Below are 24,945 nucleotides of genomic sequence, written 5' to 3' on the forward strand. Positions count from 1 at the left end.
GTGGGCGCGATCACCGGAACGTTCAAGGGCTTCGGTGTCACCTTCTCGCACATGTTCAAGAAGGTCGTCACCACCGACTACCCGTTCAAGCCGCCGGTCTCGGCGCCGCGCTACCACGGGCGGCACATCCTCAACCGGCACCCGGACGGGCTGGAGAAGTGCATCGGCTGCGAGCTGTGCGCCTGGGCCTGCCCGGCCGACGCGATCTACGTGGAGGGTGGCGACAACACCGAGGAGCAGCGCTTCTCCCCGGGTGAGCGGTACGCCAGCACCTACCAGATCAACTACGCCCGGTGCATCTTCTGCGGGCTCTGCATCGAGGCCTGCCCGACCCGTTCGCTCACCATGAGCAACGAGTACGAGCTGGCCCGGGACAACCGGCAGGACCTGATCTTCACCAAGGAACAGCTGCTCGCGCCGCTGCTCGAAGGCATGGAGCAGCCGCCGCACCCGATGCGGCTGGGCGACAGCGAGAAGGACTACTACGTCGGCGCGCTCACCAACCCGGGCACCTCGGCCGGCGCCGAGCGCTCGCCGATGGGCCCCGGCCGGTACCGGGTGGAGGAGCACCCCGGTGTGACCTTCCCCGGCGCCGAGCAGGCCGAGCAGCGCTCCGCCGCCGCGGCGGGCAAGGAGGGCAAGGCATGACCTCGGCAACGGTGCTCGCCGCCGCCGGCCAGGTGTCCGGGGGTGAGGAGGTCACCTTCTGGATCCTCGCGCCGCTGGCCCTGCTCGGGGCGGTCGGCATGGTGTGGGCCCGCAACGCGGTCCACTCCGCACTCTGGCTGGTGCTGACCATGCTCTGCCTGGGCGTGTTCTACGTGCTCCAGGCCGGGCCGTTCATCGGCATGGTGCAGATCATCGTCTACACCGGCGCGATCATGATGCTGTTCCTGTTCGTGCTGATGCTCGTCGGCCGGGACGCGTCCGACTCGCTCATCGAGACGCTGCGCGGCCAGCGGGTCGCGGCCGTGGTCCTCGGGCTCGGCTTCGCCGGCCTGGTCGGCACCGGCCTCTACCGCGCCCTCGACGGCGTCCAGGCGGTCGGGCTCGACCAGGCCAACGGCGAGGGCAACGTGCAGGGCATCGCCCGGCTGCTGTTCACCAAGTACGTCTTCGCCTTCGAGCTGACCTCGGCGCTGCTGATCACCGCCGCCATCGGCGCGATGGTGCTGGCGCACGTGGAGCGGCGCAAGGCGGACCGGATGGACCAGATCGCCACCATGAAGGCGCGGTTCCGCCCCGGCAACTACCCCGGACCGAAGCCCGGCCCGGGTGTCTACGCCACGTCCTCCTCGGTGGCCACCCCGGCCCGTCTGCCCGACGGCCGGCTGACCGACCGCAGCATCCCGGAGATCATGCCGGTGCGTGAGCTGACGGCCGAGGAGACCGCACCGAAGGGGACTGATCGGTGAGCGCGAGGAGTGCAGCGAAGCGGAGCCCCGCAGTCGCGAACGAAAGGCTGGCACCGTGACCCCGGACTACTACCTCATCCTCGCGGCGGTGCTGTTCACCATCGGCGCCGTGGGCGTGCTCGTCCGGCGCAACGCGATCGTGCTGTTCATGTGCATCGAGCTGATGCTCAACGCGGCCAACCTGACCCTGGTCACGTTCAGCCGGATCAACGGTGACCTGAACGGCCAGATCATGGCGTTCTTCGTGATGGTGGTGGCGGCGGCCGAGGTCGTGGTCGGGCTCGCGATCATCATGGCGATCTTCCGGACCCGGCGCTCGGCCAGCGTCGACGACGCCAACCTGCTGAAGTACTGAGGGGCTCGTGGTGGAACAGATTCTGACGATCGCCCAGTCTGAGCCAGCCGAAGCCGTCACCTTCGCCACGGCGGACGGGATGCTGGGCACGGTCTGGCTGCTGGTGGCGATCCCGCTGGTCAGCGCGGCGATCCTGCTGCTGCTCGGCAAGCGGGCCGACCGCTGGGGCCACTGGCTGGGCGTGGGCGCCATCGGTGCCGCCTTCGTGCTCGGGCTCACCTACTTCCTCCAGCTCCGCGGCCTGGAGAACAAGCAGGTCGAGCTGAGCCTCTGGGACTTCATGGCGGTCGGCGACCTGCGGGTGGACTTCGGTCTGCTCTTCGACCCGCTGGCTGCGGTCTTCGTCCTGCTGATCACCGGGGTGGGCTTCCTGATCCACCTCTACGCCGTGGAGTACATGGCGCACGACGCGGGCCGGCGACTGTTCTTCGCGTACTTCAACCTGTTCGTCGCCGCCATGCTGCTGCTGGTGCTCGGCAACAACTACGTGATGCTCTACTTCGGCTGGGAGGGCGTCGGCCTGGCGTCGTACCTGCTGATCTCCTTCTGGTACGGGCGGCCCAGCGCGGCCACCGCCGGCAAGAAGGCGTTCCTGATGAACCGGGTCGGCGACGCCGGCCTGGCCATCGGCATCTTCATCATGTTCGCGATGCTCGGCACCACCCAGTACGACGAGGTGTTCAACGGGGTCGGTTCGCTGACCTCGACCACCGTGCTGGTGCTCGGCCTGCTGCTCCTGCTCGGCGCCGCCGGCAAGTCCGGTCAGTTCCCGCTCCAGGCGTGGTTGCCGGACGCGATGGAGGGCCCGACCCCGGTGTCCGCGCTCATCCACGCGGCCACCATGGTCACCGCGGGCGTCTACCTGATCGCCCGCTCCAACGCGATCTTCTCGGCCAACGAGACGCTCCAGCTCGTGGTGGTCAGCGTCGGCGCGCTCACGCTGCTGATGGGCTGCATCATCGGCGCGGCCAAGGACGACATCAAGCGCGTGCTGGCCTGGTCGACGGTGAGCCAGATCGGCTACATGTTCCTCGGCGTCGGTCTCGGCGGCGGCGCGTACGCGCTGGCCATCGTGCACCTGCTGGCGCACGGCTTCTTCAAGGCCAACATGTTCCTCGGCGCCGGCTCGGTCATGCACGGCATGAACGACCAGGTGGACATCCGCCGTTTCGGCGGGCTGTCCAAGTACATGAAGGTCACCTGGCTGACGTTCATGATGGGCTGGCTCGCCATCATCGGCATGTTCCCGTTCTCCGGCTACTTCTCCAAGGAGCCGATCATCGTGGCCGCGTTCGAGCGGGAGGGCTGGACGGCCTGGCTGTTCGGCATGGCCGCGCTGCTCGGCGCCGGGCTCACCGCGTTCTACATGACGCGGCTGTTCGTGCTCACGTTCCACGGCCCGAAGCGCTGGACCGAGGACATCGAGCACCCGCACGAGTCGCCGAAGCTGATGACCGTCCCGCTGATCCTGCTGGCGGTCGGCTCGGTCGGAGCGGGCTTCCTGCTCGCCACCTCCGTACCGGACTGGCTCAGCGCCACCAACGGGCTCGCCGCGGAGAGCGGGGAGCACGCGCCGGTGCTGGCGCACTGGCTGCTCACCGCGCTGTCGCTGCTGGTCACCGTGCTGGGCGCCGGGCTGGCCTGGTTCCTGTTCCGCGCCGGTACGGCCACCGAGCCGCAGCCGGCCGGCGTGGTGGTCACCGCCGCTCGCCGGAACCTCTACACGGACGCCTTCAACGAGGCGGTCTTCGAGAAGCCGGGCATCTTCCTCACCCGGGCGCTGGTGTTCCTCGACAACCGGGGCGTCGACGGGCTGGTCAACGGCCTGGCCGCCGCCGTGGGCGGGGGCTCGGGCCGGCTCCGGCGGCTCCAGACCGGCTTCGTGCGGTCGTACGCGACCTCGATCCTGACCGGCGCGCTGCTCGTGGTGGCGGCGTTCCTGGCGGTGCAGGCGGGGTGGCTGGCGTGATCGACAGCAACGCGGCCGCCCCCGCCGGCGGGCCACGCAGTCACGACGGAGGTAAGGCCGAATAATGTCCAACTTCCCGTTCCTCTCGGTGCTGACCGTGGCGCCGCTGGTCGGCGCCCTGGTGGTGGCACTGCTGCCCCGCAGCCGCCCGGACCTGGCCAAGCTGGTGGCGTTCGGCTGGTCGCTGCTGGTCCTGGTGCTCTCGGTGGTGATGTGGTTCGCCTTCTCCACCGGTGGTGACCGGTTCCAGTTCCGCGAGTCGTACCCGTGGATCCCGAACTGGGGCGTGAACTTCACCTTCGAGGTGGACGGCATCGCGCTGGTCATGCTGATGCTGATCGCGATCCTGGTGCCGCTGGTGATCCTGGCGTCCTGGCACGACGCCGAGGCGTCCAAGCGCTCGGTGCCCGCGTACTTCGCGCTGCTGCTCGTCCTCGAATGCACGATGATCGGCGTCTTCGCCGCCGCCGACGTCTTCCTGTTCTACGTGTTCTTCGAGGTCATGCTGGTGCCGATGTACTTTCTGATCGGCAGCTACGGCGGCCACCAGCGGCAGTACGCGGCGGTGAAGTTCTTCCTCTACTCGCTGGTCGGCGGTCTGTTCATGCTGGCCGCGGTGATCGGCCTCTGGGTGGTCGGCGGGAAGACCTTCGACTGGCAGACGCTGAGCCAGGCGGAGTTCGCCACCGACACGGCCCGCTGGCTGTTCCTCGGCTTCTTCGTCGCCTTCGCCATCAAGGCGCCGTTCTTCCCGTTCCACACCTGGCTGCCGGACGCCGGTGGCGCAGCCCCGGCCGGTGCCGCCGCGCTGCTCGTCGGCGTGCTGGACAAGGTCGGCACGTTCGGCATCCTGCGTTACTGCCTCCCGCTGTTCCCGGAGGCGTCGCGGTGGTTCGCACCGTGGGCGCTGGCGCTGGGCGTCATCGGCATCATCTACGCCGCGCTGCTGGCGGTCGGCCAGAACGACCTGAAGCGCCTGGTGTCGTACACCTCGATCGCGCACTTCGGGTTCATCGGCGTCGGCATCTTCGCGTTCACCACTCAGGCCGGCACCGGCGCGGTGCTCTACATGCTCAACCACGGCCTGGCCACCGGCCTGCTGTTCCTCGTGGTCGGCATGCTGATCGCCCGGCGCGGCTCGGCGCTGATCAGCGACTTCGGCGGTGCGGGGAAGCTGGTGCCGGTGCTCGCCGGTGTGCTCTTCTTCGCCGGTCTGGCCTCGCTGGCGCTGCCGGGCACCGCGCCGTTCGTCTCCGAGTTCCTGGTGCTGATCGGCACGTTCACCGTCAACAAGCCGGTCGCGGTGATCGCCACGCTCGGCATCATCCTGGCGGCGGCGTACGTGCTGTGGATGGTGCAGCGCACCACGCAGGGCACCCTGAACCCGGCGCTGACCGAGGTCGAGGGCATGCGCCGCGACCTCACCCTGCGCGAGAAGGTGGTCGTCGCGCCGCTGATCGCGCTGATCGTGCTGCTCGGCTTCTATCCGAAGCCGGTCACCGATGTCATCAACCCCGCCGTCCAGGCGACCATGCAGGACGTCGGCAAGTCCGATCCCGCCCCTGAGGTCGGCAGCGTCCAGGAGGCCGCAAAATGACCGAGCTCAAGCTGCCGTCGATCGACTACGCGGCGCTCGCTCCCATCCTGATCATGCTGGGCGCGGCGCTGCTCGGGGTCCTGGTCGAGGCGTTCGTGCCGCGTCGCCTGCGCAACGTGGTGCAACTCGGGCTCGCCCTGGTGGCGATGCTCGCCGCGATCGTCATGGTGATCCTGAACGCCGACGACCGGCTGATCACCGTCGGCGGTGCCATCGCGATCGACGGGCCGACGCTCTTCCTGCAGGGCGCCATCCTGGTGCTCGCAGTGATGGCGTTGCTGCTGGTCGGCGAGCGCACGGTGGAGCGTGGCGGCGCCTTCGTGGCGCACGCCGCCGTCACCGCCGAGTCGGCGGAGGACCGGCGGCAGGCCGAGGGCGTCGGTGGCGCCACCGAGGTCTACCCGCTGATGTCGTTCGCGATCGGCGGGATGCTGATCTTCGTGGCGGCCAACGACCTGCTGACCATGTTCATCGCGCTCGAGGTCTTCTCGCTGCCGCTCTACCTGCTCTGCGCGCTGGCCCGCCGCCGGCGTCTGCTGAGCCAGGAAGCGGCGCTGAAGTACTTCATGCTCGGCGCGTACGCCTCGGCGTTCTTCCTGTTCGGTGTCGCCCTGATCTACGGCTTCACCTCCGGGATCCCGGGGCGCGGGGCGGGCGTCGACTTCGCCACCGTGCACGCCGCGGTCACCGAGTCCCCGTCCAGCCCGGTGCTGCTGTTCGCCGGCATGGCGCTGCTCGCCATCGGCCTGCTGTTCAAGGCCGCCGCCGCGCCGTTCCACGTCTGGACGCCGGACGTCTACCAGGGTGCGCCGACCCCGATCACCGGCTTCATGGCGGCCTGCACCAAGGTCGCGGCGTTCGGCGCGCTGCTGCGCGTCTTCCACGTCGCGTTCGCCGGGGCCTCCTGGGACTTCACCCCGGTGCTCGGGGCGATCGCGGTGCTGACCATGCTGGTCGGCGCGGTGCTGGCGGTCACCCAGACCGACATCAAGCGCCTGCTGGCGTACTCGTCGATCGCGAACGCCGGCTACCTGCTCGTCGGTGTGCTGGCGCCGAGCCGTGAGGGGCTCTCCGGCACCATGTTCTACCTGGCCGCGTACGGCTTCTCGGTGCTCGCCGCGTTCGCCGTGGTGACGCTGGTCCGCGACGCCGACGGGGAGGCCACCCACCTGTCCCGCTGGGCCGGGCTGGGCCGCCGCTCGCCGTTCTTCGCGGCGATCTTCACGTTCATCCTGCTGGCCTTCGCCGGTATCCCGCTGACCAGCGGCTTCACCAGCAAGTTCGCGGTCTTCGGCCCGGCCCTGGAGGCGAACCAGGCGTGGCTGGTGATCGCCGGCGTGCTGACCAGCATGGTGCTGGCCTTCCCGTATTTGCGGGTCGTGGTGATGATGTGGCTGTCCGAGCCGGGCGAGTCCACCCCGACGGTGACCGTGCCGGGCGCGCTCACGTCGGCCGCGCTCGTCATCGGCGTGCTCGCCACGCTGGTCCTCGGCGTGGTGCCCGGACCGCTGCTCGACCTGACCACCGGTGCCGCCGAATTCGTCAGATGACAACGGTGATCCCACCGGGGGCCGGTACGCCGTGGCGTGCCGGCCCCCGGCGTATCCCCGTCGACGAGCAGGTCGAACGGGTGTGGCATGGTTGAGGACGTGGCGAACCCGGCTGGCGAGCGTTCAGGTCAGTTCGGCGCGCTCGGCCTGCACCTCGCCGACCCGCGCGTCGAAGCCTCGGTGCTGGGCGTGCTCGACCGGGTCGAGGCGAGCCTGCGGGCGAGCGTGGCGAGCGCCGATCCGCTGGTGACCGAGGCGTCCCGGCATCTGGTCGAGGCCGGCGGCAAGCGGTTCCGCCCTCTGCTGGTGGCGCTCGGCGCGCAGTTCGGTGACCCGGACGCCGCCCAGGTCGTCCCCGCCGCCGTGGTGATGGAGCTCACCCACCTGGCGACCCTCTACCACGACGACGTGATGGACGAGGCCGCGGTGCGGCGTGGCGCCCCGAGCGCCAACTCCCGCTGGACCAACTCGGTGGCCATCCTGGTCGGCGACTACCTCTTCGCCCGGGCCGCGGACATCGCCGCCGACCTGGGCCCCGAGGCGGTACGCCTTCAGGCGCGCACGTTCGCCCGGCTGGTGCACGGCCAGATCGCCGAGACGGTCGGCCCGCGCGGCACCGACCCGGTCGCGCACTACCTGCACGTGATCGCCGAGAAGACCGGCTCGCTCATCGCCACCTCGGCCCGCTTCGGTGGCATGTTCGGCGGCGCCGCGCCCGCGCACGTCGAGGCCCTGGCCGAGTACGGCGAGATCATCGGCGTCGCGTTCCAGCTCTCCGACGACCTGCTGGACATCGCCAGCGAGTCGGTGCAGTCCGGCAAGACGCCCGGCACCGACCTGCGCGAGGGCGTGCCCACCCTGCCGGTGCTCTACGCGATGGCCTCCGACGACGCGGACGCGGCGAGCGTACGGCTGCGCGAGATCCTGGCCAGCGGCCCGCTGGTGGACGACGCGCTGCACGCCGAGGCGCTCGGCCTGCTGCGGGAGTCCCCGGCGCTCAAGCGCGCCCGGGAGACGGTGCGCAGCTACGCCGAGGACGCACGGGCCCGGCTGGCTCCGCTTCCGGAGGGCCCGGCGCGTCGCGCGCTGGAGTCGCTCTGCGACTACATCGCCGACCGCACCAGCTGACCCCCTCGCCCCCTCGCGCTGCCCTCACCCCCTCGCTCTGTCGCCGCCCGTCCGGGCTCTCGTCGCCGCGCGGGGGTCAGGGGAGGGTGGGGGTGGGGCGGGGGCGCAGGAGACGGGCACCCAGCAGCATCAGGAGGGCGGCCAGGAACATCGCCGCGGCGGCCGTGAGCCACATCGCCGGGTAGCCCGCCGCGCCGGCCAGCGCGCCCAGGCCGAGCGGGCCCAGACAGCCGCCCGCGTACACGCCGGTCTGGGTGATCGAGGTGGCGGCGGCCGGCGCCTGCGGGTGGAGCCGGACCACGGCGAAGTTCATCAGCCCCGGCCAGGCCCAGCCGAGACCGAAGCCGAACACCACGCCCGCGACCAGCGGTGCCGAACCGGCCACCGCGAGCAGGATCAGGCCGATCGAGCCGGTCAGCAGCATCCCGGCGATCAGCCCCACGTGCCCGCCGGTGCGCCGGTCGGCCAGCCAGCCGACGGCGACGCGGGCGAGCACGCACACCACGCTGCCCAGGGTCAGCGTCAGCCCGGCCAGGCCGGGGGAGAGGCCCCGCGCCGCCGCCGAGTCGACGAGGAACGTGCCGAGGGCGTTCGCCGCGGCGGCGGCGAGCGTCGCGGCCAGCCCGATCACCATGAGCGGGCCGGTGCCGCCGGGACGGCGGCCGGAGGCGGTCCGGGTGCGCTGGTCCCGCCCGGACCGGGGCACGGCCGGTAGCGCCGCGAGCGCGGCCACGGCGGCTGCCACGAACGCCCAGCGCCAGCCGGCGGTGAGCGCGACGGTGGGGACCGCCAGACCGGCCAGCAGCGTGGCTGCCGGTACGGCGGCCTGCTTCACACCGAACGAGAGGCCCTGCCGGTGGGTCGGTACGTGCTCGGCCAGGGCGGCGTTGCTGGCGAGCTGCCCGAGGGCGTTGGCGGCGGCGCTGAGGGCCAGCAGCACCACCAGGACCGGATATGACCGGGCGAGCCCGGCCACGGCGAGCTGCGAGGCGGCGGAGAGCAGGACGGCGGCCCGTGCGACCGGTGCCGGGCCGAAGCGTTCGACCAGCGCGCCGGAGGGCACCGAGGTGAGTGCACTCACCCCGAAGTAGATCGAGACGGCCAGGCCCAGCCCGGCCGGGCTGAAGCGGAGTTCGTCAGCGAGCTGGACGGCGAGCCCACCGACCAGGAAGACGGGCAGGACGCACGCGATCGTGGTGAGCGTGGCGCCGGCGCCGACCGTGACGGCGTGACGGGACGCCGGAGGAGCGGCTCGCGAAACTGTTTCGGTCATCGCGAGCACACCTTACGCCGGACGTTCTGGCTGCTCATCGTGTCCGTCGACACACGTTCCGTGTCCGGTCTTCTGGCATTCTCCATCCGAACAGGCATTTCGCACTCGGCCGGTTTTTCATATGGTGTAAGTCCCCGGCGGCGGAGGTGGTTGTGCGCGACCCCTTGGCGGAACCTTCGGACCTGATCCGCAGCGTGTCACGCGCGCTTCGAGTCCTTGAGTCGGTCGGCCGTGCGCCGAGAGGGCTCACCGTGAAGCAGATCGCCCGGCGCTGCGAGCTGACCGTCGCCACCACCTACCACCTGGTGCGCACGCTCGCGTACGAGGGCTACGTGATCCGGCGCGAAGACGGGACGTACATCGTGGGGTTGGAGGTGGCCGACCGCTACCGCGAGCTGGTCACCGCGTTCCGCGGGCCGCCTGCGGTGGGCGAGGCGCTGCGTCGCGCGGCGTCGGACACCGGCTGGAGCCACTACCTCGGCCGTTTCGTCGGCGGGCAGGTGGCGGTGACCGCGTCCGCCGAGGGGCCGCGCTCGCCCTACATGGAAGACCTCGTGCCCGGCTTCGACGAGGGCGCGCACGCCACCGCGCTCGGCAAGAGCCTGCTCGCCACGCTCACCACCGAACAGCGCTTCCGCTACCTGCGCGAGTACGGCATGCGCCCGTTCACCACCGCCACCCTCACCACGGTCGAGGCGTTCGAGGCCGACCTGGCCGCCGGGGACCGGCGTGGCATGCAGCTGGAGCTGGGGCAGTTCCGGCAGGGCGTGGCGTGCGCCGCGGTGCTCGTGGCCCCGGACAAGGACATCGAGCGCCGGGTGGTGCTGGCCTGCGCGCTTCCGGCCGGCGAGATGATGACCTCCGCCCGGGTGGTCCGCGCCAAGCTGCTCACCGCCGCCCGCGCCATCGCCGACGGGATCGCCTCGGAGAACTGACGAGCGCCGTCGCCGACGGGATCGCCTCCCAGAACTGACGCAGGGCCGCCGACCTGGTGGGTCGACGGCCCCGCGCGGAGCGGTCCAGCGCCGGACCGCTCCCGGGATGGGTCAGCTACCGACCGGGCCGCCGTCGAGGCGCCAGGTGACCACCACGCCGGGCTTGGCGAAGGCACCGTCCGGCCAGGTGGAGGCGGGGTTCTCCACCGACGCACCGGTGACCTCGCCCGGGTGCTGCACCGCCACGAAGACCGAACGGTTGTCGTCGGTGATGAACGGGCCGCAGGCCTCCGCGCCCAGCGGTACGGTGAGGAACTGCTTCAGGTGACCCCGCTCCGGACCTTCGACGGCCGTGGCGAACAGGCCGTCGTTGCTGCCCAGTGCGTTGCCGTCGGTCGAGATCCACAGGTTGCCGGTGGCGTCGAAGGCGACGTTGTCCGGGCAGGAGATCGGCGAGACCTTCGTCTTGTCGTACCCGGCGAAGTAGGTCGAGGCGTCGGCCGGATCGCCGCAGACGATCGGCAGCGACCAGGCGAAGGTCTCGGCGGTGTTGTCGCCGCGGTCCTCGACCAGCTCCAGGATCTGCCCGTGCCGGTTGCTGTTGCGCGGGTTCGCCTCGTCGGCGGGCGCCTTGCCGGCCTTGCCGCGGTCGCTGTTGTTCGTCAGCGCCACGTAGACCTTGCCGGTGAGCAGGCTCGGCTCGACGTCCTCGGGCCGGTCCATCTTGGTGGCGCCGACCTTGTCCCCGGCCAGCCGGGTGAAGGTGAGCACGTCTGCGGCGGTCATGCCGTCGACGTACGAGCGGTTGCCGCTGACCAGCTTGATCCAGCGGCCTCGGCCGCCGAACCCGCCGTCGGCCGGAAGCGTGCCGGAACCGTCGATCTCGGCGGCGGGGCTGTCGCCCTCGATCTTCGCGACGTAGAGCGTGCCGGACTCCAGCAGCGTCAGGTTGTGCCGCCGCGCCACCGCGGACCTGCCCGGCATGAACTTCTTGTCCGAGACGAACTTGTAAAGGTAGTCGAAGCGCTCGTCGTCACCCATGTACGCGACCACCCGGCCGTTGCGTGCCACGATGACGTTCGCGCCCTCGTGCTTGAACCGGCCCAGCGCGGTGTGCTTGCGCGGCTTGGCCTGCGGGTCGAACGGGTCGATCTCGACGATCCAGCCGAACCGGTTCGCCTCGTTGGGGTGCTTGGCCAGGTCGAACCGCTCGTCCGCCCGCTCCCACTTGCGGCTGCCGCTCGGGTGGCGCACGTCGGTCGGGATGCCGTAGCGGGCCAGCTTCGGCTTCTGCTCCTCCGGCACCCCGTCGCCGCCGACGAAGTACTGGTTGAAGTTCTCCTCGCCGGAGAGGACGGTGCCCCACGGGGTGACGCCACCGGCGCAGTTGTTGAGCGTGCCGATCACCGTCCGGCCCTTCGGGTCGGCGGCGGTACGCAGCCACGGCGAGCCGGCGGCCGGGCCGGTCAGCTCGAACTTCGTGGCCAGTGCGGTGACCCGCCGGTTGTACTCGCGCCGGCCGCGCCGTACCGGCCGCCACTGCCCGGTGTTCTCCACCCGCTCCAGTTCCACCACGGACATGCCGTGCGCGGCCATCGCGATCCGCACCTGCTCCACCGTGAGCGCGTCCTGGCTGGTGAAGCCGGGGAACATCAGGTCTTCGTTCGTGTACTCGTGGTTCACCACGAGCAGCGCGCGGCGGCGGTCGATCGGGAGCACGCCGACGAAGTCGTTGTTGTAGCCGAACTGCTTGGACTGGGCGGCGGCGGTCTGCCGGCCGAGGCTGAACGCGGGCGCGCCGGGCACCACCTCGTCACCCCAGCGGATCACGACGGAGTGGTCGTACCCGTTCGGGACCACGAGGGTGTCGAGCTTGTTCGGCGGGATCGGCTTGAACGTCAGTGCGCCGCTACCCGGGCGGCCCGCGCCGGTGGCGGCCACCTCGCCGCCGCCGGGTGCGGGCGGGGCGGCGGGGGCGGCGGCGGCCGGTGCGGCGCCGGCGAGCGCGCCCGCGGCGGCACCGCCGAAGCCGAGCACCAGCGCGCCGACCGCGCCGGCCCGGACCACGCCGCGCCGGGAGATCTCGGTGTCGACCACGTCGCCGAAGTACGGGTTGTCGGTCGGGTTGGGCACCGGGTGGTCACACGCGTTGCCGCACCGGTACAGACAGGTCATCGCGTCGCGGCTGCCGTGGCGGGTGCCACCCAGCAGCGGAAGCAGGCGAGGCCGGTCGCTCATGAGGTGGTGCCTCCTGATCTCAATGTCGGAAGGCGCACGGCTGATCGGCCCGCGCGCCCACCCGCCGGACGCTGCCAGGGCACGGTGAGCGGCGATCGGCCCGGACCTGAACCGGACGTGAACAGCTCCGCGCTGACCTGCGGATGAACCGTTCGGCGTCACGGCACGTATGGAAGGGCGAACGCATCGCCGGTTTCCCCGCCGCCGGAAGCGAGGTACCGCCATCAGCGACCACGACGCCCAGCTGCTGCGCGCCCTGCACGACGAACATGCCGACGCGCTGTACGCGCACGCCCTGCGGCTGGTGAACGGCGATCGGACGCGCGCCGAGGACCTGGTGCAGGAGACGCTGCTGCGTGCCTGGCGGCATCCCGAGTCGCTGGATCCGCGGCGCGGCTCGGTACGCGCCTGGCTGTTCACCACTGCGCGGAACCTCGCGATCGACGCGTGGCGGCGGCGCTCGGCCCGGGTGGGTGAGGTGTACACGGACGAGCTGCCGGAGACCGCCGAGACGGTCGACGAGACCGAGCGCGCGGTGGAGGCGTGGACCGTCGCCGAGGCGCTCAACCGGCTCAGCCCGACCCACCGGGAGGTGCTGGTCGAGTGCTTCTACCAGGGGCGTTCGGTGGCGGAGGCGGCGGCGCGGCTGGGCGTACCACCGGGCACGGTGAAGTCGCGTACCCACTACGCGCTGCGCTCACTACGGTTGGCGCTGGCCGAGATGGGGGTGACCGGATGACACGCTGCGAGTTCGCGCACGACGACGGGGCGTACGTGCTCGGCGCCCTCACCCCGGCGGACCGCGTCGCCTACGAGCGGCACCTGGCCGGCTGCGCGCAGTGCCGGGAGGCGGTGGCCGAGATCGCCGTGCTGCCCGGGCTGCTGGGGCGGCTCGACCCGGCCGGGCTGGAGCAGTTCCTGGAGGTCGGGCCGGAGACGTCGCGGGTGCCCGCGCTGCTCGACGCCGCGCGCGAGCGCAAGCGCCGCGACCGGTCCCGCTCCCGCCGGCGGTACGCGTTGACGGCGCTCGCCGCCGCCGCGCTCGCCGTGCTGGCGGGCGTCGGGGTGGGGCTGGTGCAGTCGCCGGCCGAGCCGTCGAAGCCGCCGGTGGCGCTGGCCTCCATGCGGCCGGTGGCCGGGACGGTGCCGGTGCACGCCGAGGTGGGGCTGACCGAGACGCCGTGGGGCACCGAGGTCACCATGCACTGCGGGTACGACAGGCGGGCCGGGCACCGGGAGGCGTACACGTTCCGGCTGGTGGCGCACGGCCCGGACGGCGCGACGGAGCAGATCGGCTCCTGGCTGGCCGCCCCCGGTGACGACCTGCGCTTCTCCGGCGTCACCCGCTTCACCAAGGGTGAGCTGGTCCGCCTGGAGCTGCTCCGGGGCGCGAATTCCCCAGTCCTGGCCTACGACCTTCGCTGACCCGCCTCCCCTCCCGTCGTCTTGCACTTCTGGCCCTCGGTGCGGGCGTTCTCGCCCCTTTGCCTGGGCAGCAAGTGCAAGATCAGCGGGACGGGGTGGGGGTGGGGGCCGGGACGGCGGCGGTGCGGGCGGTCACGCGGGTGCGGTGGGAGTGGCGCAGCGCGTCGGCGGTGAAGACCACCAGGGCGAGCCAGACCAGCGCGAACCCGGCCAGCCGGGCCGGCGGCATCGGCTCGTGGAAGATCAGCACGCCGCAGCCGAGCTGGAGGATCGGGGCGAGGTACTGCAGCATGCCGACAGTGGACAGGGGCAGCCGGTTCGCCGCCCCGGCGAACAGCAGCAGCGGGGTCGCGGTGGCGGCACCGGCGAGCACGAGCAGCGCGGTGTGCCCGGCCGAGACGTGCCCGAACGTCGAGTCGCCGCGCGCCGACAGCCACCCCAGGTACGCCATGGCGGGCAGCGCCAGCACCGCCGACTCGACGAACAGCCCCTCCGTGGCGGGCAACGCGAGCCGCTTCTTGACCAGGCCGTAACTGGCGAAGCTGAACGCCAGGGTGAGCGCCAGCCAGGGCAGGCGGCCATAGTCGACGGTGAGCACCGCCACCGCGAGTGCGCCGACGCCGAGTGCCGCCCACTGGGCCCGACGCAGCCGTTCCCGCAGCACGAGCACGCCGAAAAGCACCGACACCAGCGGGTTGATGAAGTAGCCGAGCGCCGTCTCCACCACCCGGTCGGAGTTGACACCGTAGATGTACGTACCCCAGTTGACGGCGATCAGCGCGGCGGCGAGCCCGATGCCGGCGAGCGCCCGGGGCCGCCGGGCCAGCTTGCGCAGGAAGCCGCCGTGCCGGGTGGCGGCCAGCAGCAACGCCACGAACGCCACCGACCACAGGATCCGGTGCGCGAGGATCTCCACCGGCCCGGCCGGGCGCAGCAGCTTCAGGTAGATCGGGAAGAAACCCCAGATCAGGTACGCGCCGACGCCGTACAGGTAGCCGAGCCGGAGCGGGTTCACCGCTTCACTGTAAGTGGTGAACCGTTTTCCTGGTCCTTATCGGTGACCGGCGTCACCCGCTGATCCAGCTCCATCCACAGATCCGCCGCGACCGGCCGGAAGCCGATCTTCGCGTAGACCTCGTGCGCGTCGAGCGTGGCCAGCAGGATCCGGCGTACGCCCAGCTCGCCCAGGTGGTCGCGGACCGCGCCGGCCAGCCAGGTGCCGAGCCCGCGGCCCCGCTCGGCCGGGTCCACGTACACGTCGCAGAGCCAGGCGAACGTGGCGCCGTCGGTGACCACCCGGGCGACCGCCACCTGCCGTCCGTCGCCGGGCCGGTAGACGCCGAAGCCGGTCGAGCCGGCGAAGGCGCGCACCACCGTCTCCCGGTCCCGCCCCAGCGCCCAGTACGCGTCGGTGGCGAGCCAGACGTGCACCCGGTCCAGGTCGATCCGGTCCGGGTCGGTACTGATCTCGTAGCCGTCCGCGCGGGTTACTGTGAACACGCGGCCGAGGCTAGTACCCCCGCCCGGCCCTCTCGCCAGCCAATTCCCTGCTGCTGGCCTGGTGGCCCCGGCCGGTCACCACGGCGACCGGCCGGGGCCCCGGGGTCAGTCGCGGTCGAGGACGGCGCCGAGGATCCAGGTGACGATGCCGACGAAGAGCGCGCCCAGCACCGCCTCCGGCCAGAACCCGTCCACGTGGAAGGGCAGTCCGGCCTCACCGGCGATCCAACTGGTGAGCAGGAAGAGCAGGCCGTTCACGACCAGCGCGATCAGGCCGAGGGTCAGCAGGTAGAAGCCGCACCCCACGGTCTTGATGATCGGCTGGAGCACCGCGTTCACCACGCCGAAGATGACCGCGACGAGCACCAGCGTGATCACCGTCTCGGTGGCCGAGCCGGAGTCGAGCGAGATGCCCGGGATGAGTAGCGTGGCGAGCCAGAACGCCACCGCCGTCGAACCCACGCGAATCAGTAGACTCTTCAGGAAACCCATGGCCGGGATCGTGCCACGGCCGTACCACCAGGGGAAGTCGTGCGGCCAGTCAGTGCCGGGCGGGCCGACCGACCAGTTGCGACTCGACCGGCGTGGGCGAGAGCAGCGCCCAGCGCAGGGCCCGCCGGTTGACCACCGCCACCATGTCGTCGCGGATCCGGGTCAGCCACTCCGCGGAGCCGCCCAGACCCAGCGCCGCGCCCGCCAGGGCGGCTTCGTCCGGGTCGAGCGGCTGAAGGACCGCCAGGTCGGCGCGGGCCAGCGCGGGCGTGTCGGCCGGGGTCAGCTCGTCGCGGACCACCAGCACCGACTGCCAGGCGGCTGCCGGTCCGGCCTCCGGCGGCACCGGCCCGGCGTCCACCACCACCAACAGCGGGTGCAGCGGCGAGCCGGGCGCGCCACCGACCGGGCGGCCCGGCGGGAGCAGCGGTACGCCACCGCCGACCGTCCCGACACCCCGCACGAACGGTTCCCAGAACCGGGGACGGCCGGTCTGCACCACCACGCGCGCGCCGAGCGCCAGCGCCCGCAGCGCGAGCAGTTGCGCCGCGGGCACACCGCCGACCAGCAGCACCCGGGTCGTGGCCGGGCGGAACAGGCGGACGGTGAGCGCGGCGCCGTGCCGGTTCGCGCCCACCATCAGCCCGGCGGTGGTCGGGGGCAGGTCGAGTGCGGGTGGCGGCGACCCGGCCGGGGACGCGGCCCCACCGGACACCGCCAACGGCAGCGTGGCGGCCAGCCCGGCCAGGTGCTCACCGTCGAGGCGGCGCCACGCGCCGCCGACGTCACCCACGATCCGGCGCAGCGTGCGCTCCGCCGTCGACAGTTCGGCCGCGCTCCCGGCCGCCACCCGTACCGCCAGCTCGGCCGGGACCGGTGCGGTGCCGGTGCGCGGTCCGGCGGTGAGCGCGACCGTGGTGGCGGTGGCCGGCAGCGCGAGCAGCCGTCCGATCAGCCCTCGGGTCGCCTCGCCACGCGGATCCGGCCACCGGCGCAGTCGCCAGGTGGCCTGCGTCAGACCACCCACCGAGAGCTGGGGCCAGGTCTCCCGTACCGGGACGCCGGGCTCGTGGTGGGCCAGTTCGGTGATCACCCGCAGCGCCGCGTCGCCGCCCAGCGGCCGGGCGGTGAGCGGGCCGAGCCGGCGGACGAGTCGCCGCAGGGTGCCGGACAGGGCCCGCGAGAGGTCCTCGTCCGGCCAGCCTTCGGCGCGCAGCACCCGGACGGCCAGCACCACGCGCGCCCGCCCGGCCACCCGCCCGTCGGTGAGCCGGCGGTACGACGTCCCGGCCGGACCGGCGGCGACAGCGGGCGCCGGTGCGGGCGACGACGAGAACACCAGTTGCAGCCGGACCGCGGGGGCGTCCGGGCCGGTCGGGGGAAGCAGGTCGAACGGCGTGGGTAGCTCGTGGGCGTGGTCGCCGAGCAGGTCGTCCGGGTCGCCCAGCTCCAGCAGCGCGGTCAGTCCGGCGGCGTCGTGCAGCACTGCCGCGCCGCCGGACGCCTCCGTCACGCCGATCACCGAGCCCGGCCGGAGCAACTCCAGCAGCGCCGCCGGATCGGCCACCGGTGCCAGGGCGCGCCGCCGGGTCAGGTACGCGGCGGCGGTGACGAGCCACTCGTGCAGCCAGCGCCCGCGTAACCGTACCCACGCGGCCGGCAGCAGCAGTGTCGCCGACAGCAACGCGACGGCCGTCGGCACCACACCCCGCCCGGCGGCCGCGATCAGCAATGCCGCGGCGACCTGGGTCGCCACGACCTGGCCGGAGCGCAGCCGGGCGGCCGGGCGGCTCGTCCACTGTGGTGAGCGGACCGGGGCCGACGCAGGCCGCTCGGACGTGCTCGCGGTCACCGCACCTCCTCGCCGGGCCTCCGCGTGACGCTGCCGTGGCTCATCGTAGTCGCCGAGTTGTCCACAGGGGAGCCCGAAGGGGTGGCAGAACCGAAGTCGGACGGCTACCGTCAGCGACGAAATCGTCGAGTTGCGTGTCCGCCGCCGCCGGGCTTCCCCTCCACCGGCCCCGGACTCCCGCCGACGAGTCCACGGTGGTCACACGGTGGCCAGCCACGACCGAGGAGACGAGGTGACGTCCGGGATGTCCCAGACCCAGGCAGAAGCCGCGGTGATGCAGCAGACCGCCGCGAAGTTCGAGCAGGTCGACCAGTCGCTCCAGACCATGCTCAGCGGCCTGATGGCCGAGCTGGAGGTGTTGCAACAGGCCTGGCGGGGCGCCGGTGGGCGTTCCTTCGCCCAGGTCAAGCAGCAGTGGGCGCAGGACCAGGCAGCCCTCCAGCGCGCCCTGCGCGAGACCGCCACCGCGATCCGCAGCGCCGGCCACCACTACGACGTCTCCGACACCGAGGCCGCCGGCCGGGTGGCGGGCACCAACCGCGGCATCCAGCTGCCGCTCTGACAACCGGAAGGAACGAATCCATGGAGCACGGTGTGCTGGTCGTCAACTTCGCCGCCCTGCAACAGGCGGGTGCCGACATCCAACGGGCGCTGTCCACGCTGGAGAGCCAGCTCGGTCAGCTCGAACGCGACGCCGCCCCGCTGGTGGCGAGCTGGAACGGCGAGGCCCGCGAGGCGTACGAGGTGCGGCAGTCCCGCTGGCGGGCCGCCTCGCAGGACCTCCAGGCGATGCTGCGTGACATCAAGCTCGCCGTCGAGGACTCCGCGACCGACTACCTCGACACCGAGAAGCGCAACGCCAACCTGTTCCAGTGAACCGGCACCGCGCGGCCCGGTCGGGTGACCCGGGCCGCGCGGCGCCGCACCTGGCCGGTGATCACCTCGGAGCGGCCGGGTCCGCCGCCCGCCACCGCCTGCGTGCGCCGCGCGGCAGCACCAGGGCCAACGCCGCCACGAGCACCACCGCTCCGCCCGCGACGGCGGCGGCCAGCACCGCCCGGTCCCGGGCCGCGTCCCGGCGGGAGCCGCGGGCCAGCGCTGCCGGATCCGGCCGGTCGGCGGGAAGCGCGGCGCCCGGCTGGGGGCGGGAATCCGGCGCGCCGGCCGACTCGGTCACCGCCCGGTACGGGTTGAGCACGCCGGCGCCGTAGCCCGCGTCCCGCCCCGGCGCCGGGTCGGCGGCGGCCACGATCCGGCCGGCCACCTCGTCCGCGCTCAGCCGGGGCCGGTACTGGCGCAGCAACGCGGCAGTGCCGGCCACGAACGGAGTGGCGTAGCTGGTTCCCTCCGCCCGCTGGTGTCCCGCCCGGGGCGCCGCCATCAGCACCTCGCTGCCCGGTGCGACCACGTCCACGTACGGGCCGGTCTGGGAGAACGCGGAGCGTGTCCCGTCCCGCCCGATCGCGCCGACGCCGAGCACCCCCTCGTACGCCGCCGGATAGGGTCGGGGATCCCCGTTGTCGTGCAGGTTTCCGGCGGCGGCCACCACTACCACGTCCCGCCGCACGGCGTAGGCGACGGCGGCGCGTACGGCCGGGTCGTCCGCGTACAGCACGACCGAGAGGTTGAGCACGTCGGCGTCGTGGTCCACGGCCCAGCGGATGGCCCGGGCGAACCCGGCCGCGTCGACCGTACGCCCCGACTCCCGCCCCTCGACGACCTGCTGCTCGCTGACCCGTACCGGCAGGATGCGCGCGTCCGGCGCGAGACCGCGGAACGCGACACCGGGCTGCGGCGCGGCGGCGATGATGCTCGCCACCCCGGTGCCGTGGCCGGCGCAGTCCCGGGTGCCGTCCCCGCCCCGGTCGAGGAAGTCGGCGCCGTCGACAACGCGGCCGGTCAGCTGCGGGTGGGACCGGTCCACCCCCGAGTCGACGACCGCGACCAGGATCCCGGCACCTGTCGCGAGCGGGGTGAGCCGGTCCGGAGCGTACCGCTGCTGTGGCCACGGCTCGCCCGCGACCGGCCGGGCCGGCGCGGGCGGCGAGGCGCAACCGGCCGGCGCGCGAGCCGCCGCCGGTGCGGCCGGAACCGCCGTGACGAGGAGCGTCGCCAGGACGGCCACGGCGGGGTACGCGACTGGCCGGGACATCGACGACCTCCGTATCGTGTCGGCTCCGGAACGGGATGTTAGCGGCTCGTCCACGTCGGGGCCGGCCGTCGATGGCCAGGAGTCCTGATCTTGCTGTCACCTTGTAGGTTGTAGGCGATGCCTGTGGCCTGTTCGCGGAAGGAGAGGTGGCCGTGACCGGATGGGAGCCGGCCACCGAGGCCGAGGTGGCGATGCGGGACGCGCTGCGAGCGCAGGACCAGCAGCAGTACTTCCGGGCGCTGACCCGTGTCGATCTCCTGCTTCCGGTCGCGAGCGGGCCGACCGCCGGGTGGGGCACCTGGACCTCCGGAGGCCGCACCCACGTGCTGGCCTTCACCTCCGTCGTCGCGATGCGCACGAGCCTGGGGGAGAACGCGGGGCCGACCCGTCGCGTCGCCTACCCGGATCTGGCGGCCGGCTGGCCCAACCCCGAGTGGTGGCTCGCGGTAAACCCCGGCCTGCCGATCGAGGGTTACCTGCCCGCCTGGTACGTGGCGCAGCTCTCCCGGGGCGACGTCCGGCTGCCCGGCCGGACGATGGGTGCCCGCGCCCGGCTGGAACGGGTGGAGAACGCGACCCGGAGAGCCCGGAACACGGTGCCCGAAGCCGCACCCCGCCCGCCCGCCGTGCCCGTCCCACCGACCGCCGTCACGCCTGCTCCCGTACCCCCTGCCGTCGTGCCCCCTGCTCCCGTGCCGCCGGCCGCTGTTCCGCCTCCGGTCGTGCCGCCGGTTGCCGGTGCGCCCGGCCGGGACGACGAGCGGCTGATGGAGACCGACGAGCCGGCCACGGTGCCGATGCGGGCCGCCTCGGTCCTGGGACGGCGGCTGCCCAGCGTGGCGCCCCGCCGCCGCGCGCCGGACAGCGACGTCCCGAGCCGGGCCGCCCCCGGCGCCGAATCGGGCACGGACGCCCTCGACGGCTGGCTCACCGATCTGCGTCGTCGCCCGGACGAGCCGGACCCCTTCGCCGCCGACCCGGCCGCACCCGAAGACGAGTCACCGGTGGCCGCCGCACCGCCGCCCTCCCGCTCGTTCTTCGAGCCCTCGTCCGGTGGCCGCTCGGCCCGGCGCCCGTCGTCGCTGGACCCGTCGCGCCGGGCCGGCGACCGAGCCGCCCCGCCGACCCGGTTCGCCGGCGGGCAGCCGTTTCCGCGCAGACGGCCGCTGAACGAGCCGGTACGCGAGGGCCCGACCCACGCCTTCCCGGCCCGGAGCGACGAGTCGTCGGCCGTGCCCCGGCCGGAGGAGGCGACTCAGGCGTTCCGCCCGGCCCGCCCGCCCGAGGACGCCACCGAGGCGCTGCCCCGCCGCCACGCCGGACCGGCCGACGCAGCGCCGGGCGCGGCGACGAACGCCGGCCCCGCCACCGCTGACGGGTGGGGGGCCGCGCCGGACGGTACCGAGGGCGGGACGACCCGGTGGGAGAAGCTCGACGAGCCGGTGGAGGAGTTGCCTCCGTCGATCGCCGAACCGGTCTCCGCGCCGCCCGTCTCACGCCGCGACTTCACACCCATCGTCATCGAGGGCACCGTCGTCGAGGCCCGTGACCTGACCGAGCCCGCGCCGCTCTGGTCCCCGCAGCCGGCCGGTCCGGTGCGCGCGGAACCGGCCGAAGACGCGGCCACGCCGTGGGCCGGCGCCGACCCGACCATGTCGCTCTCCGTGGACCCGCCGGTCGCCGACGACACGGTGGACGTCACCGAGCCGACGCCGAGCCGAACCGGGGCCACCGGTGTGACCGACCGGGGTGCGCCGGCCGACGAGCCGACTGTGTCGCTCGCGTCGGAGTCCGAGTCCACGACGTCCCTGTTCGAGCCGCCGGCTCCCGCAGCGGACGCCACCGCGCCGCTGTTCGCGTCGTCCCCGTCGGCCGAGGCCGAACCGACGGTGTCGCTTTTCGCACCCGCGTCGTCAGCCGAGCCGACCGCGCCGATTCCCGGCCTCACCGACGCCGAGCCCACGGTCTCGCTGTTCGAACCGGCGACGGCGGAGCCGACCGCGCCGCTGTCCGGCCCCGTGCCGGCGGAACAGCCGACCGTGTCCCTGTCCGACCCTGTGCCGGCGGAACAGCCGACCGTGTCCCTCTTCGAGCCCGCGACCGGCGACGAGCCGGTCACCACCTCGTTGTTCGCGACCGGTGAGCCGACCGTGGCGCTGTCCACGCAGGCGCCGGACACGGCGGAGCCCGCGGCCCTCGAAACGACTGACGATCCGCCGTCGGGCGACGGGACGGCCGCCGAATTCGTGCCGGCGAACGACGTCGAGGAGGACCTGCTGGCCGCCGCGGGCAGCGGCAGCACCGACGGCTTCCTCACCACCCTGCTGCTGGCCCGGGTGCTGCTGCCGGTCGCGCCCGACTCGGCGGCCGACAGCCGCCCGGGTGACAGCGGCTTCGTCTGGCACGCGGATCAGGTCGAGGGCGGGATGTGCGTCTCGGTCTACACCTCACCGGAACGCCTGGCCGAACACACCGAGGGCCGGATCGAGACGGTACGGGTCAAGTTCGTCCAGCTCATCCGCCGGTGGCCGGACGTGGCCTGGTCGTTCCGGGTCAACCCGGGCAGCCCGGTCGGCGCGACGTATCCAGGAGAGCAGGTCCTCGCGCTCGCCAACTGGGCGGCCGAAGTGGGTCTCGGCGACGACCCGGAGCCGGCCTCCGCGCCGCAGCCGGCGGAGCGGCAGCGCCCGGAGGTGCCCACGATCGCCGCGAACCGGCCGGTCACCATGCAGAAGGTGATCGCGGCCAGCCAGCTCGCGTACTACCTGGAGCGTGGCTACGACCGGGTCTCCGGATTCGTGCACCGCGCCGGGGAACTGGCGCACCTGCGTACCCCGGCGGAGCTGTACCAGGCGCTCGGCCTCGGCCACCCCGGCTCGCCGTTCTCGCCGGACGACGAGGAGATCTACCTGCTGCGCTGGCCCGCCCACCGGCCGAGCCTCTACCGGATCCCCTACGGCGGCCCGAACGAGGCGGCGATGCGGGCGATGGAGGGCTGGGTGATCGAGCGGCCCCCGTTCCGCGGCAACGGCTTCGCGCCAGGGGAGAGCAGCGACGTGATCGCCGAGTTCAAGGTGGACAGCGCCCGGCTCCCGCACGGCGCCGAGCTGTGGCGGGTCGGCGCGGACGGTGACAGCAAGCTGGTAGCGGTCCTGGACACCGACGAACTGCTGTGGCGGAAGGCGGGCGAGGCGTGACCCGCGACGGCTACGTGGCCCGCTGGCGCGGGCGGGAGTACCAGGCCAGCCCCGACGGCGACGACATCCGCCTCTACCAGCCCGGACCCGGCGAAGGCTTCACCGAGGTACGCCCCGGCCGGTACGTCCGGGTGGTGCCGGCCGCCGAGGTGGAGGATCTGGCGTACGTACGGACCACCTGCACCTGGCAGGGACAGCCGTTCATCGTGCTCGCCGAGCACGACGGCTGGCTGCGGCTGGAGTACACCGGCGGGCGCTGGCCGGTGGCGGAGGCGATGGGGCTGGAGGCGTTCGACTTCGGCGTCTACCAGGGCTGGGCGCCCGCGACCCAGGTGGCCGACCTGGGCGAGCAGCGGGTCTGAGTCAGGACTTCGCCCAGCGCAGGATCTCGCCGAGCACCACGTCCCGGGCCTCCACGTGCGGGAAGTGGCCCACGTCGTCGAGCAGCCGCCACTCGTACGGGGCGGTGACGTAGCGGCCGGAGCCCTGGGCGGTGCGGGGGAGCGAGGCCTGGTCGAGCGCGCCGTGCAGTTGCAGGGTCGGCGTGACCAGCGGCTTCTGCATCAGCTTCACGAAGCGGTAGCCGTGCAGCCGCAGCACCGAGCGGAACGCCCACCGGTAGCCCTCCATCGCGCAGAACGCGGCCTGCGGGATCTGCATCGCCACCCGGCAGCAGTGGGCGTAGTCGGCGAAGTCGGGCCCGGACACCCAGCGGGGGCCGCCCCACCGGCGCAGGATCTCCTCCACCTCGGCGGCGCCGTCCCGCGCCAGGACGTGCTCGTAGCGGGGGAGCTGGAACTTCAGCGTCGCGGTGGCCGAGGTGAACTGCCCGCGCGGGTCGGCGAAGATGGCCGCGCGCAGCCGCAGCGGGTGCGGCGCGCCGAGCACCACGAGCCGCCGGACCAGGGTCGGGTGGAAGGAGGCGGCGGTCCAGCCGATGAGCCCGCCCGCGCCGGTGCCGACCACTGTGGCGGACCGCTCACCGAGCGCCCGGATCAGGCCGGCGACGTCAGCGGCGAGCGTGTAGCCGTCGTACCCCCGGGGTGGTTTGTCGCTCGCGCCGTAACCGCGCAGGTCGACAGCGACCGCGCGGAAGCCCGCGTCGGCGACCGCCGGCAGCATCTCGTGCCAGGCGTACCAGTATTCGGGGAAGCCGTGCAGGAAGAGCACCATCGGGCCGGTGCCCGCCTCGACGACGTGGAACCGGCTGCCGTTGGCGCCGACGAACCGGTGCGTCCACGGCCCTTCGGGCAGGACGCAGGACTCGTCGACGGGTCCGCCGCGCTGGTCGGTCATGGGGCACAGCCTAGGACCGCCGGTCACCCACCGGACCCGCAGGTGACGAGGATCAGGGATTTCTCCGGGCGGTCACCCGGCCCGGACGCCCGGACGCGTGCGGGTGCCGCTGCCGTTCGTCACTCCTCGATGATCCGCATCGGGATGCCGGGTCCGCAGTCGACGGAGCGGTCCCGGGCGGTCAGCCGGAGTGTGACCAGTTCGCCCTTGCGCAGCTCGCCGGCGTTCGGGCCGTACACCGCGTACTCGGTGCCGTTCTCGTCCATCAGCCCGTAGCACGGTCCGGACCCGCCCCTGGTGATCCAGCCGGCGACGACGCCTGTGGGCCGGTTGTCGGTCGGTTTCCTCGGCGGGCCGGCGGGCCGGCGCAGCGTCGGCAGGTCGGTGGCGGACCGCGGCGTGGGGCGGTCGGCGGGCGAGGTCGCGCCGCTCGCGGCCGGCTGCTGGTCGTCGGGCACTGATCCTCCGTCTCGGCCGTGAGCGCACCTGCGGGCAGCGCCGTCGCGAAGGCGGTCGGCGGCGTGGTGCGGGGCGTCCCCCGGGATGGGACGCGGATGGGGCGTGCCGCGTT

Annotated in this window: 23 protein-coding genes; 14 read left to right on the forward strand and 9 right to left on the reverse strand. The window is 73.0% G+C overall.

The annotated features are described in order from the left end of the window. The 7 genes from nuoI (at position 1) to GA0070215_RS15140 (ending at position 8,014) form a co-directional block, all read left to right on the forward strand. Complete coding sequence (gene nuoI / locus GA0070215_RS15110) at positions 1-648, forward strand: NADH-quinone oxidoreductase subunit NuoI (RefSeq protein WP_018787803.1); 648 nt, start codon at positions 1-3, stop codon at positions 646-648. Then, a complete protein-coding gene (locus GA0070215_RS15115; protein ID WP_018787802.1) occupies positions 645-1,415 on the forward strand; it encodes an NADH-quinone oxidoreductase subunit J in 771 nt (256 codons plus the stop codon). Before nuoI ends, GA0070215_RS15115 begins: the two co-directional genes overlap by 4 nt. Before the next feature lie 55 nt (positions 1,416-1,470). Next, positions 1,471-1,770, forward strand: coding sequence for an NADH-quinone oxidoreductase subunit NuoK (gene nuoK / locus GA0070215_RS15120; RefSeq protein WP_013283611.1), 300 nt, complete (start codon positions 1,471-1,473; stop codon positions 1,768-1,770). A gap of 7 nt (positions 1,771-1,777) precedes the next feature. After that, positions 1,778-3,739, forward strand: coding sequence for an NADH-quinone oxidoreductase subunit L (gene nuoL / locus GA0070215_RS15125; RefSeq protein ID WP_091046518.1), 1,962 nt, complete (start codon positions 1,778-1,780; stop codon positions 3,737-3,739). A gap of 64 nt (positions 3,740-3,803) precedes the next feature. Next, a complete protein-coding gene (locus GA0070215_RS15130; RefSeq protein ID WP_018787800.1) occupies positions 3,804-5,336 on the forward strand; it encodes an NADH-quinone oxidoreductase subunit M in 1,533 nt (510 codons plus the stop codon). After that, positions 5,333-6,886 (forward strand): NADH-quinone oxidoreductase subunit NuoN, encoded by a 1,554-nt coding sequence (nuoN, locus tag GA0070215_RS15135; protein WP_018787799.1) that lies wholly within the window; start codon positions 5,333-5,335, stop codon positions 6,884-6,886. Before GA0070215_RS15130 ends, nuoN begins: the two co-directional genes overlap by 4 nt. 87 nt (positions 6,887-6,973) lie before the next feature. Beyond that, a complete protein-coding gene (locus tag GA0070215_RS15140) occupies positions 6,974-8,014 on the forward strand; it encodes a polyprenyl synthetase family protein (RefSeq protein WP_018787798.1) in 1,041 nt (346 codons plus the stop codon). 76 nt (positions 8,015-8,090) lie between these two features. Here GA0070215_RS15140 and GA0070215_RS15145 read toward each other — a convergent pair whose 3' ends face one another. Continuing rightward, a complete protein-coding gene (locus GA0070215_RS15145; RefSeq protein WP_091046665.1) occupies positions 8,091-9,287 on the reverse strand; it encodes an MFS transporter in 1,197 nt (398 codons plus the stop codon). Positions 9,288-9,439: 152 nt separating this feature from the next. Here GA0070215_RS15145 and GA0070215_RS15150 point away from each other — a divergent pair, with 152 nt between their 5' ends. Continuing rightward, the gene (locus tag GA0070215_RS15150) at positions 9,440-10,222 is read left to right on the forward strand and encodes an IclR family transcriptional regulator (protein ID WP_026268458.1); all 783 of its coding nucleotides are present in this window, start codon (positions 9,440-9,442) and stop codon (positions 10,220-10,222) included. Positions 10,223-10,333: 111 nt separating this feature from the next. On the opposite strand, the gene GA0070215_RS15155 is transcribed toward GA0070215_RS15150, so the two are convergent. Next, entirely contained in the window at positions 10,334-12,460 is a 2,127-nt protein-coding gene (locus tag GA0070215_RS15155) for a PhoX family protein (protein WP_091046520.1), read from the reverse strand. A gap of 169 nt (positions 12,461-12,629) precedes the next feature. Here GA0070215_RS15155 and GA0070215_RS15160 point away from each other — a divergent pair, with 169 nt between their 5' ends. Then, positions 12,630-13,199, forward strand: coding sequence for a sigma-70 family RNA polymerase sigma factor (locus tag GA0070215_RS15160; RefSeq protein ID WP_018787794.1), 570 nt, complete (start codon positions 12,630-12,632; stop codon positions 13,197-13,199). Beyond that, positions 13,196-13,885 carry an anti-sigma factor family protein gene (locus GA0070215_RS15165; protein WP_018787793.1) on the forward strand — a complete coding sequence of 230 codons (690 nt, stop codon included), beginning with the start codon at positions 13,196-13,198 and terminating at the stop codon, positions 13,883-13,885. Before GA0070215_RS15160 ends, GA0070215_RS15165 begins: the two co-directional genes overlap by 4 nt. A gap of 82 nt (positions 13,886-13,967) precedes the next feature. On the opposite strand, the gene rarD is transcribed toward GA0070215_RS15165, so the two are convergent. The 4 genes from rarD to eccE form a co-directional block, all read right to left on the reverse strand. After that, on the reverse strand, positions 13,968-14,900 hold the full coding sequence (gene rarD, locus GA0070215_RS15170) for an EamA family transporter RarD (protein WP_091046523.1): 933 nt from the start codon (positions 14,898-14,900) through the stop codon (positions 13,968-13,970). Continuing rightward, positions 14,897-15,385, reverse strand: coding sequence for a GNAT family N-acetyltransferase (locus GA0070215_RS15175; RefSeq protein ID WP_091046526.1), 489 nt, complete (start codon positions 15,383-15,385; stop codon positions 14,897-14,899). Before GA0070215_RS15175 ends, rarD begins: the two co-directional genes overlap by 4 nt. A 105-nt stretch (positions 15,386-15,490) precedes the next feature. Continuing rightward, positions 15,491-15,877 carry a phage holin family protein gene (locus tag GA0070215_RS15180; protein WP_026268456.1) on the reverse strand — a complete coding sequence of 129 codons (387 nt, stop codon included), beginning with the start codon at positions 15,875-15,877 and terminating at the stop codon, positions 15,491-15,493. A gap of 49 nt (positions 15,878-15,926) precedes the next feature. Next, entirely contained in the window at positions 15,927-17,729 is a 1,803-nt protein-coding gene (gene eccE / locus GA0070215_RS15185; RefSeq protein ID WP_091046530.1) for a type VII secretion protein EccE, read from the reverse strand. Between the two features lie 244 nt (positions 17,730-17,973). On the opposite strand from eccE, the gene GA0070215_RS15190 reads away from it, so the two are divergent. Together GA0070215_RS15190 and GA0070215_RS15195 are read left to right on the forward strand one after the other, a co-directional pair. Further along, entirely contained in the window at positions 17,974-18,291 is a 318-nt protein-coding gene (locus GA0070215_RS15190; RefSeq protein ID WP_091046534.1) for a WXG100 family type VII secretion target, read from the forward strand. A gap of 20 nt (positions 18,292-18,311) precedes the next feature. Continuing rightward, positions 18,312-18,605, forward strand: coding sequence for a WXG100 family type VII secretion target (locus GA0070215_RS15195; protein ID WP_013473567.1), 294 nt, complete (start codon positions 18,312-18,314; stop codon positions 18,603-18,605). 61 nt (positions 18,606-18,666) lie between these two features. Here the strand turns inward: GA0070215_RS15195 and mycP are convergent, their stop codons facing one another. Then, positions 18,667-19,881 (reverse strand): type VII secretion-associated serine protease mycosin, encoded by a 1,215-nt coding sequence (gene mycP, locus GA0070215_RS15200; protein ID WP_091046538.1) that lies wholly within the window; start codon positions 19,879-19,881, stop codon positions 18,667-18,669. A gap of 152 nt (positions 19,882-20,033) precedes the next feature. Between mycP and GA0070215_RS15205 the strand changes: the two genes are divergently transcribed. Next, on the forward strand, positions 20,034-23,078 hold the full coding sequence (locus GA0070215_RS15205) for an SseB family protein (protein ID WP_091046668.1): 3,045 nt from the start codon (positions 20,034-20,036) through the stop codon (positions 23,076-23,078). Beyond that, positions 23,075-23,440, forward strand: a complete 366-nt coding sequence (locus tag GA0070215_RS15210; protein ID WP_018787786.1) for a hypothetical protein — start codon at positions 23,075-23,077, stop codon at positions 23,438-23,440. The genes GA0070215_RS15205 and GA0070215_RS15210 overlap by 4 nt, the downstream gene beginning before the upstream one ends. A gap of 1 nt (position 23,441) precedes the next feature. On the opposite strand, the gene GA0070215_RS15215 is transcribed toward GA0070215_RS15210, so the two are convergent. Beyond that, positions 23,442-24,374 carry an alpha/beta fold hydrolase gene (locus tag GA0070215_RS15215; protein ID WP_018787785.1) on the reverse strand — a complete coding sequence of 311 codons (933 nt, stop codon included), beginning with the start codon at positions 24,372-24,374 and terminating at the stop codon, positions 23,442-23,444. Between the two features lie 119 nt (positions 24,375-24,493). Next, positions 24,494-24,832 (reverse strand): hypothetical protein, encoded by a 339-nt coding sequence (locus tag GA0070215_RS15220; protein ID WP_091046542.1) that lies wholly within the window; start codon positions 24,830-24,832, stop codon positions 24,494-24,496. Positions 24,833-24,945: the final 113 nt, after the last annotated feature.

Origin of the sequence: Micromonospora marina (assembly GCF_900091565.1) — a bacterium.
GTDB classification, from domain to species: domain Bacteria; phylum Actinomycetota; class Actinomycetes; order Mycobacteriales; family Micromonosporaceae; genus Micromonospora; species Micromonospora marina.

Excerpts from the sequence above, each read along its gene's own strand:
- GA0070215_RS15140 (WP_018787798.1), top strand. The coding sequence starts at position 6,974 with ATGGTTGAGGACGTGGCGAACCCGGCTGGCGAGCGTTCAGGTCAGTTC.
- GA0070215_RS15180 (WP_026268456.1), bottom strand. The coding sequence starts at position 15,877 with ATGGGTTTCCTGAAGAGTCTACTGATTCGCGTGGGTTCGACGGCGGTG.
- GA0070215_RS15145 (WP_091046665.1), bottom strand. The coding sequence starts at position 9,287 with ATGACCGAAACAGTTTCGCGAGCCGCTCCTCCGGCGTCCCGTCACGCC.
- mycP (WP_091046538.1), bottom strand. The coding sequence starts at position 19,881 with ATGTCCCGGCCAGTCGCGTACCCCGCCGTGGCCGTCCTGGCGACGCTC.
- nuoN (WP_018787799.1), top strand. The coding sequence starts at position 5,333 with ATGACCGAGCTCAAGCTGCCGTCGATCGACTACGCGGCGCTCGCTCCC.
- GA0070215_RS15130 (WP_018787800.1), top strand. The coding sequence starts at position 3,804 with ATGTCCAACTTCCCGTTCCTCTCGGTGCTGACCGTGGCGCCGCTGGTC.
- GA0070215_RS15195 (WP_013473567.1), top strand. The coding sequence starts at position 18,312 with ATGGAGCACGGTGTGCTGGTCGTCAACTTCGCCGCCCTGCAACAGGCG.
- GA0070215_RS15215 (WP_018787785.1), bottom strand. The coding sequence starts at position 24,374 with ATGACCGACCAGCGCGGCGGACCCGTCGACGAGTCCTGCGTCCTGCCC.
- GA0070215_RS15190 (WP_091046534.1), top strand. The coding sequence starts at position 17,974 with ATGTCCCAGACCCAGGCAGAAGCCGCGGTGATGCAGCAGACCGCCGCG.
- GA0070215_RS15165 (WP_018787793.1), top strand. The coding sequence starts at position 13,196 with ATGACACGCTGCGAGTTCGCGCACGACGACGGGGCGTACGTGCTCGGC.
- GA0070215_RS15160 (WP_018787794.1), top strand. The coding sequence starts at position 12,630 with ATGGAAGGGCGAACGCATCGCCGGTTTCCCCGCCGCCGGAAGCGAGGT.
- GA0070215_RS15155 (WP_091046520.1), bottom strand. The coding sequence starts at position 12,460 with ATGAGCGACCGGCCTCGCCTGCTTCCGCTGCTGGGTGGCACCCGCCAC.
- GA0070215_RS15115 (WP_018787802.1), top strand. The coding sequence starts at position 645 with ATGACCTCGGCAACGGTGCTCGCCGCCGCCGGCCAGGTGTCCGGGGGT.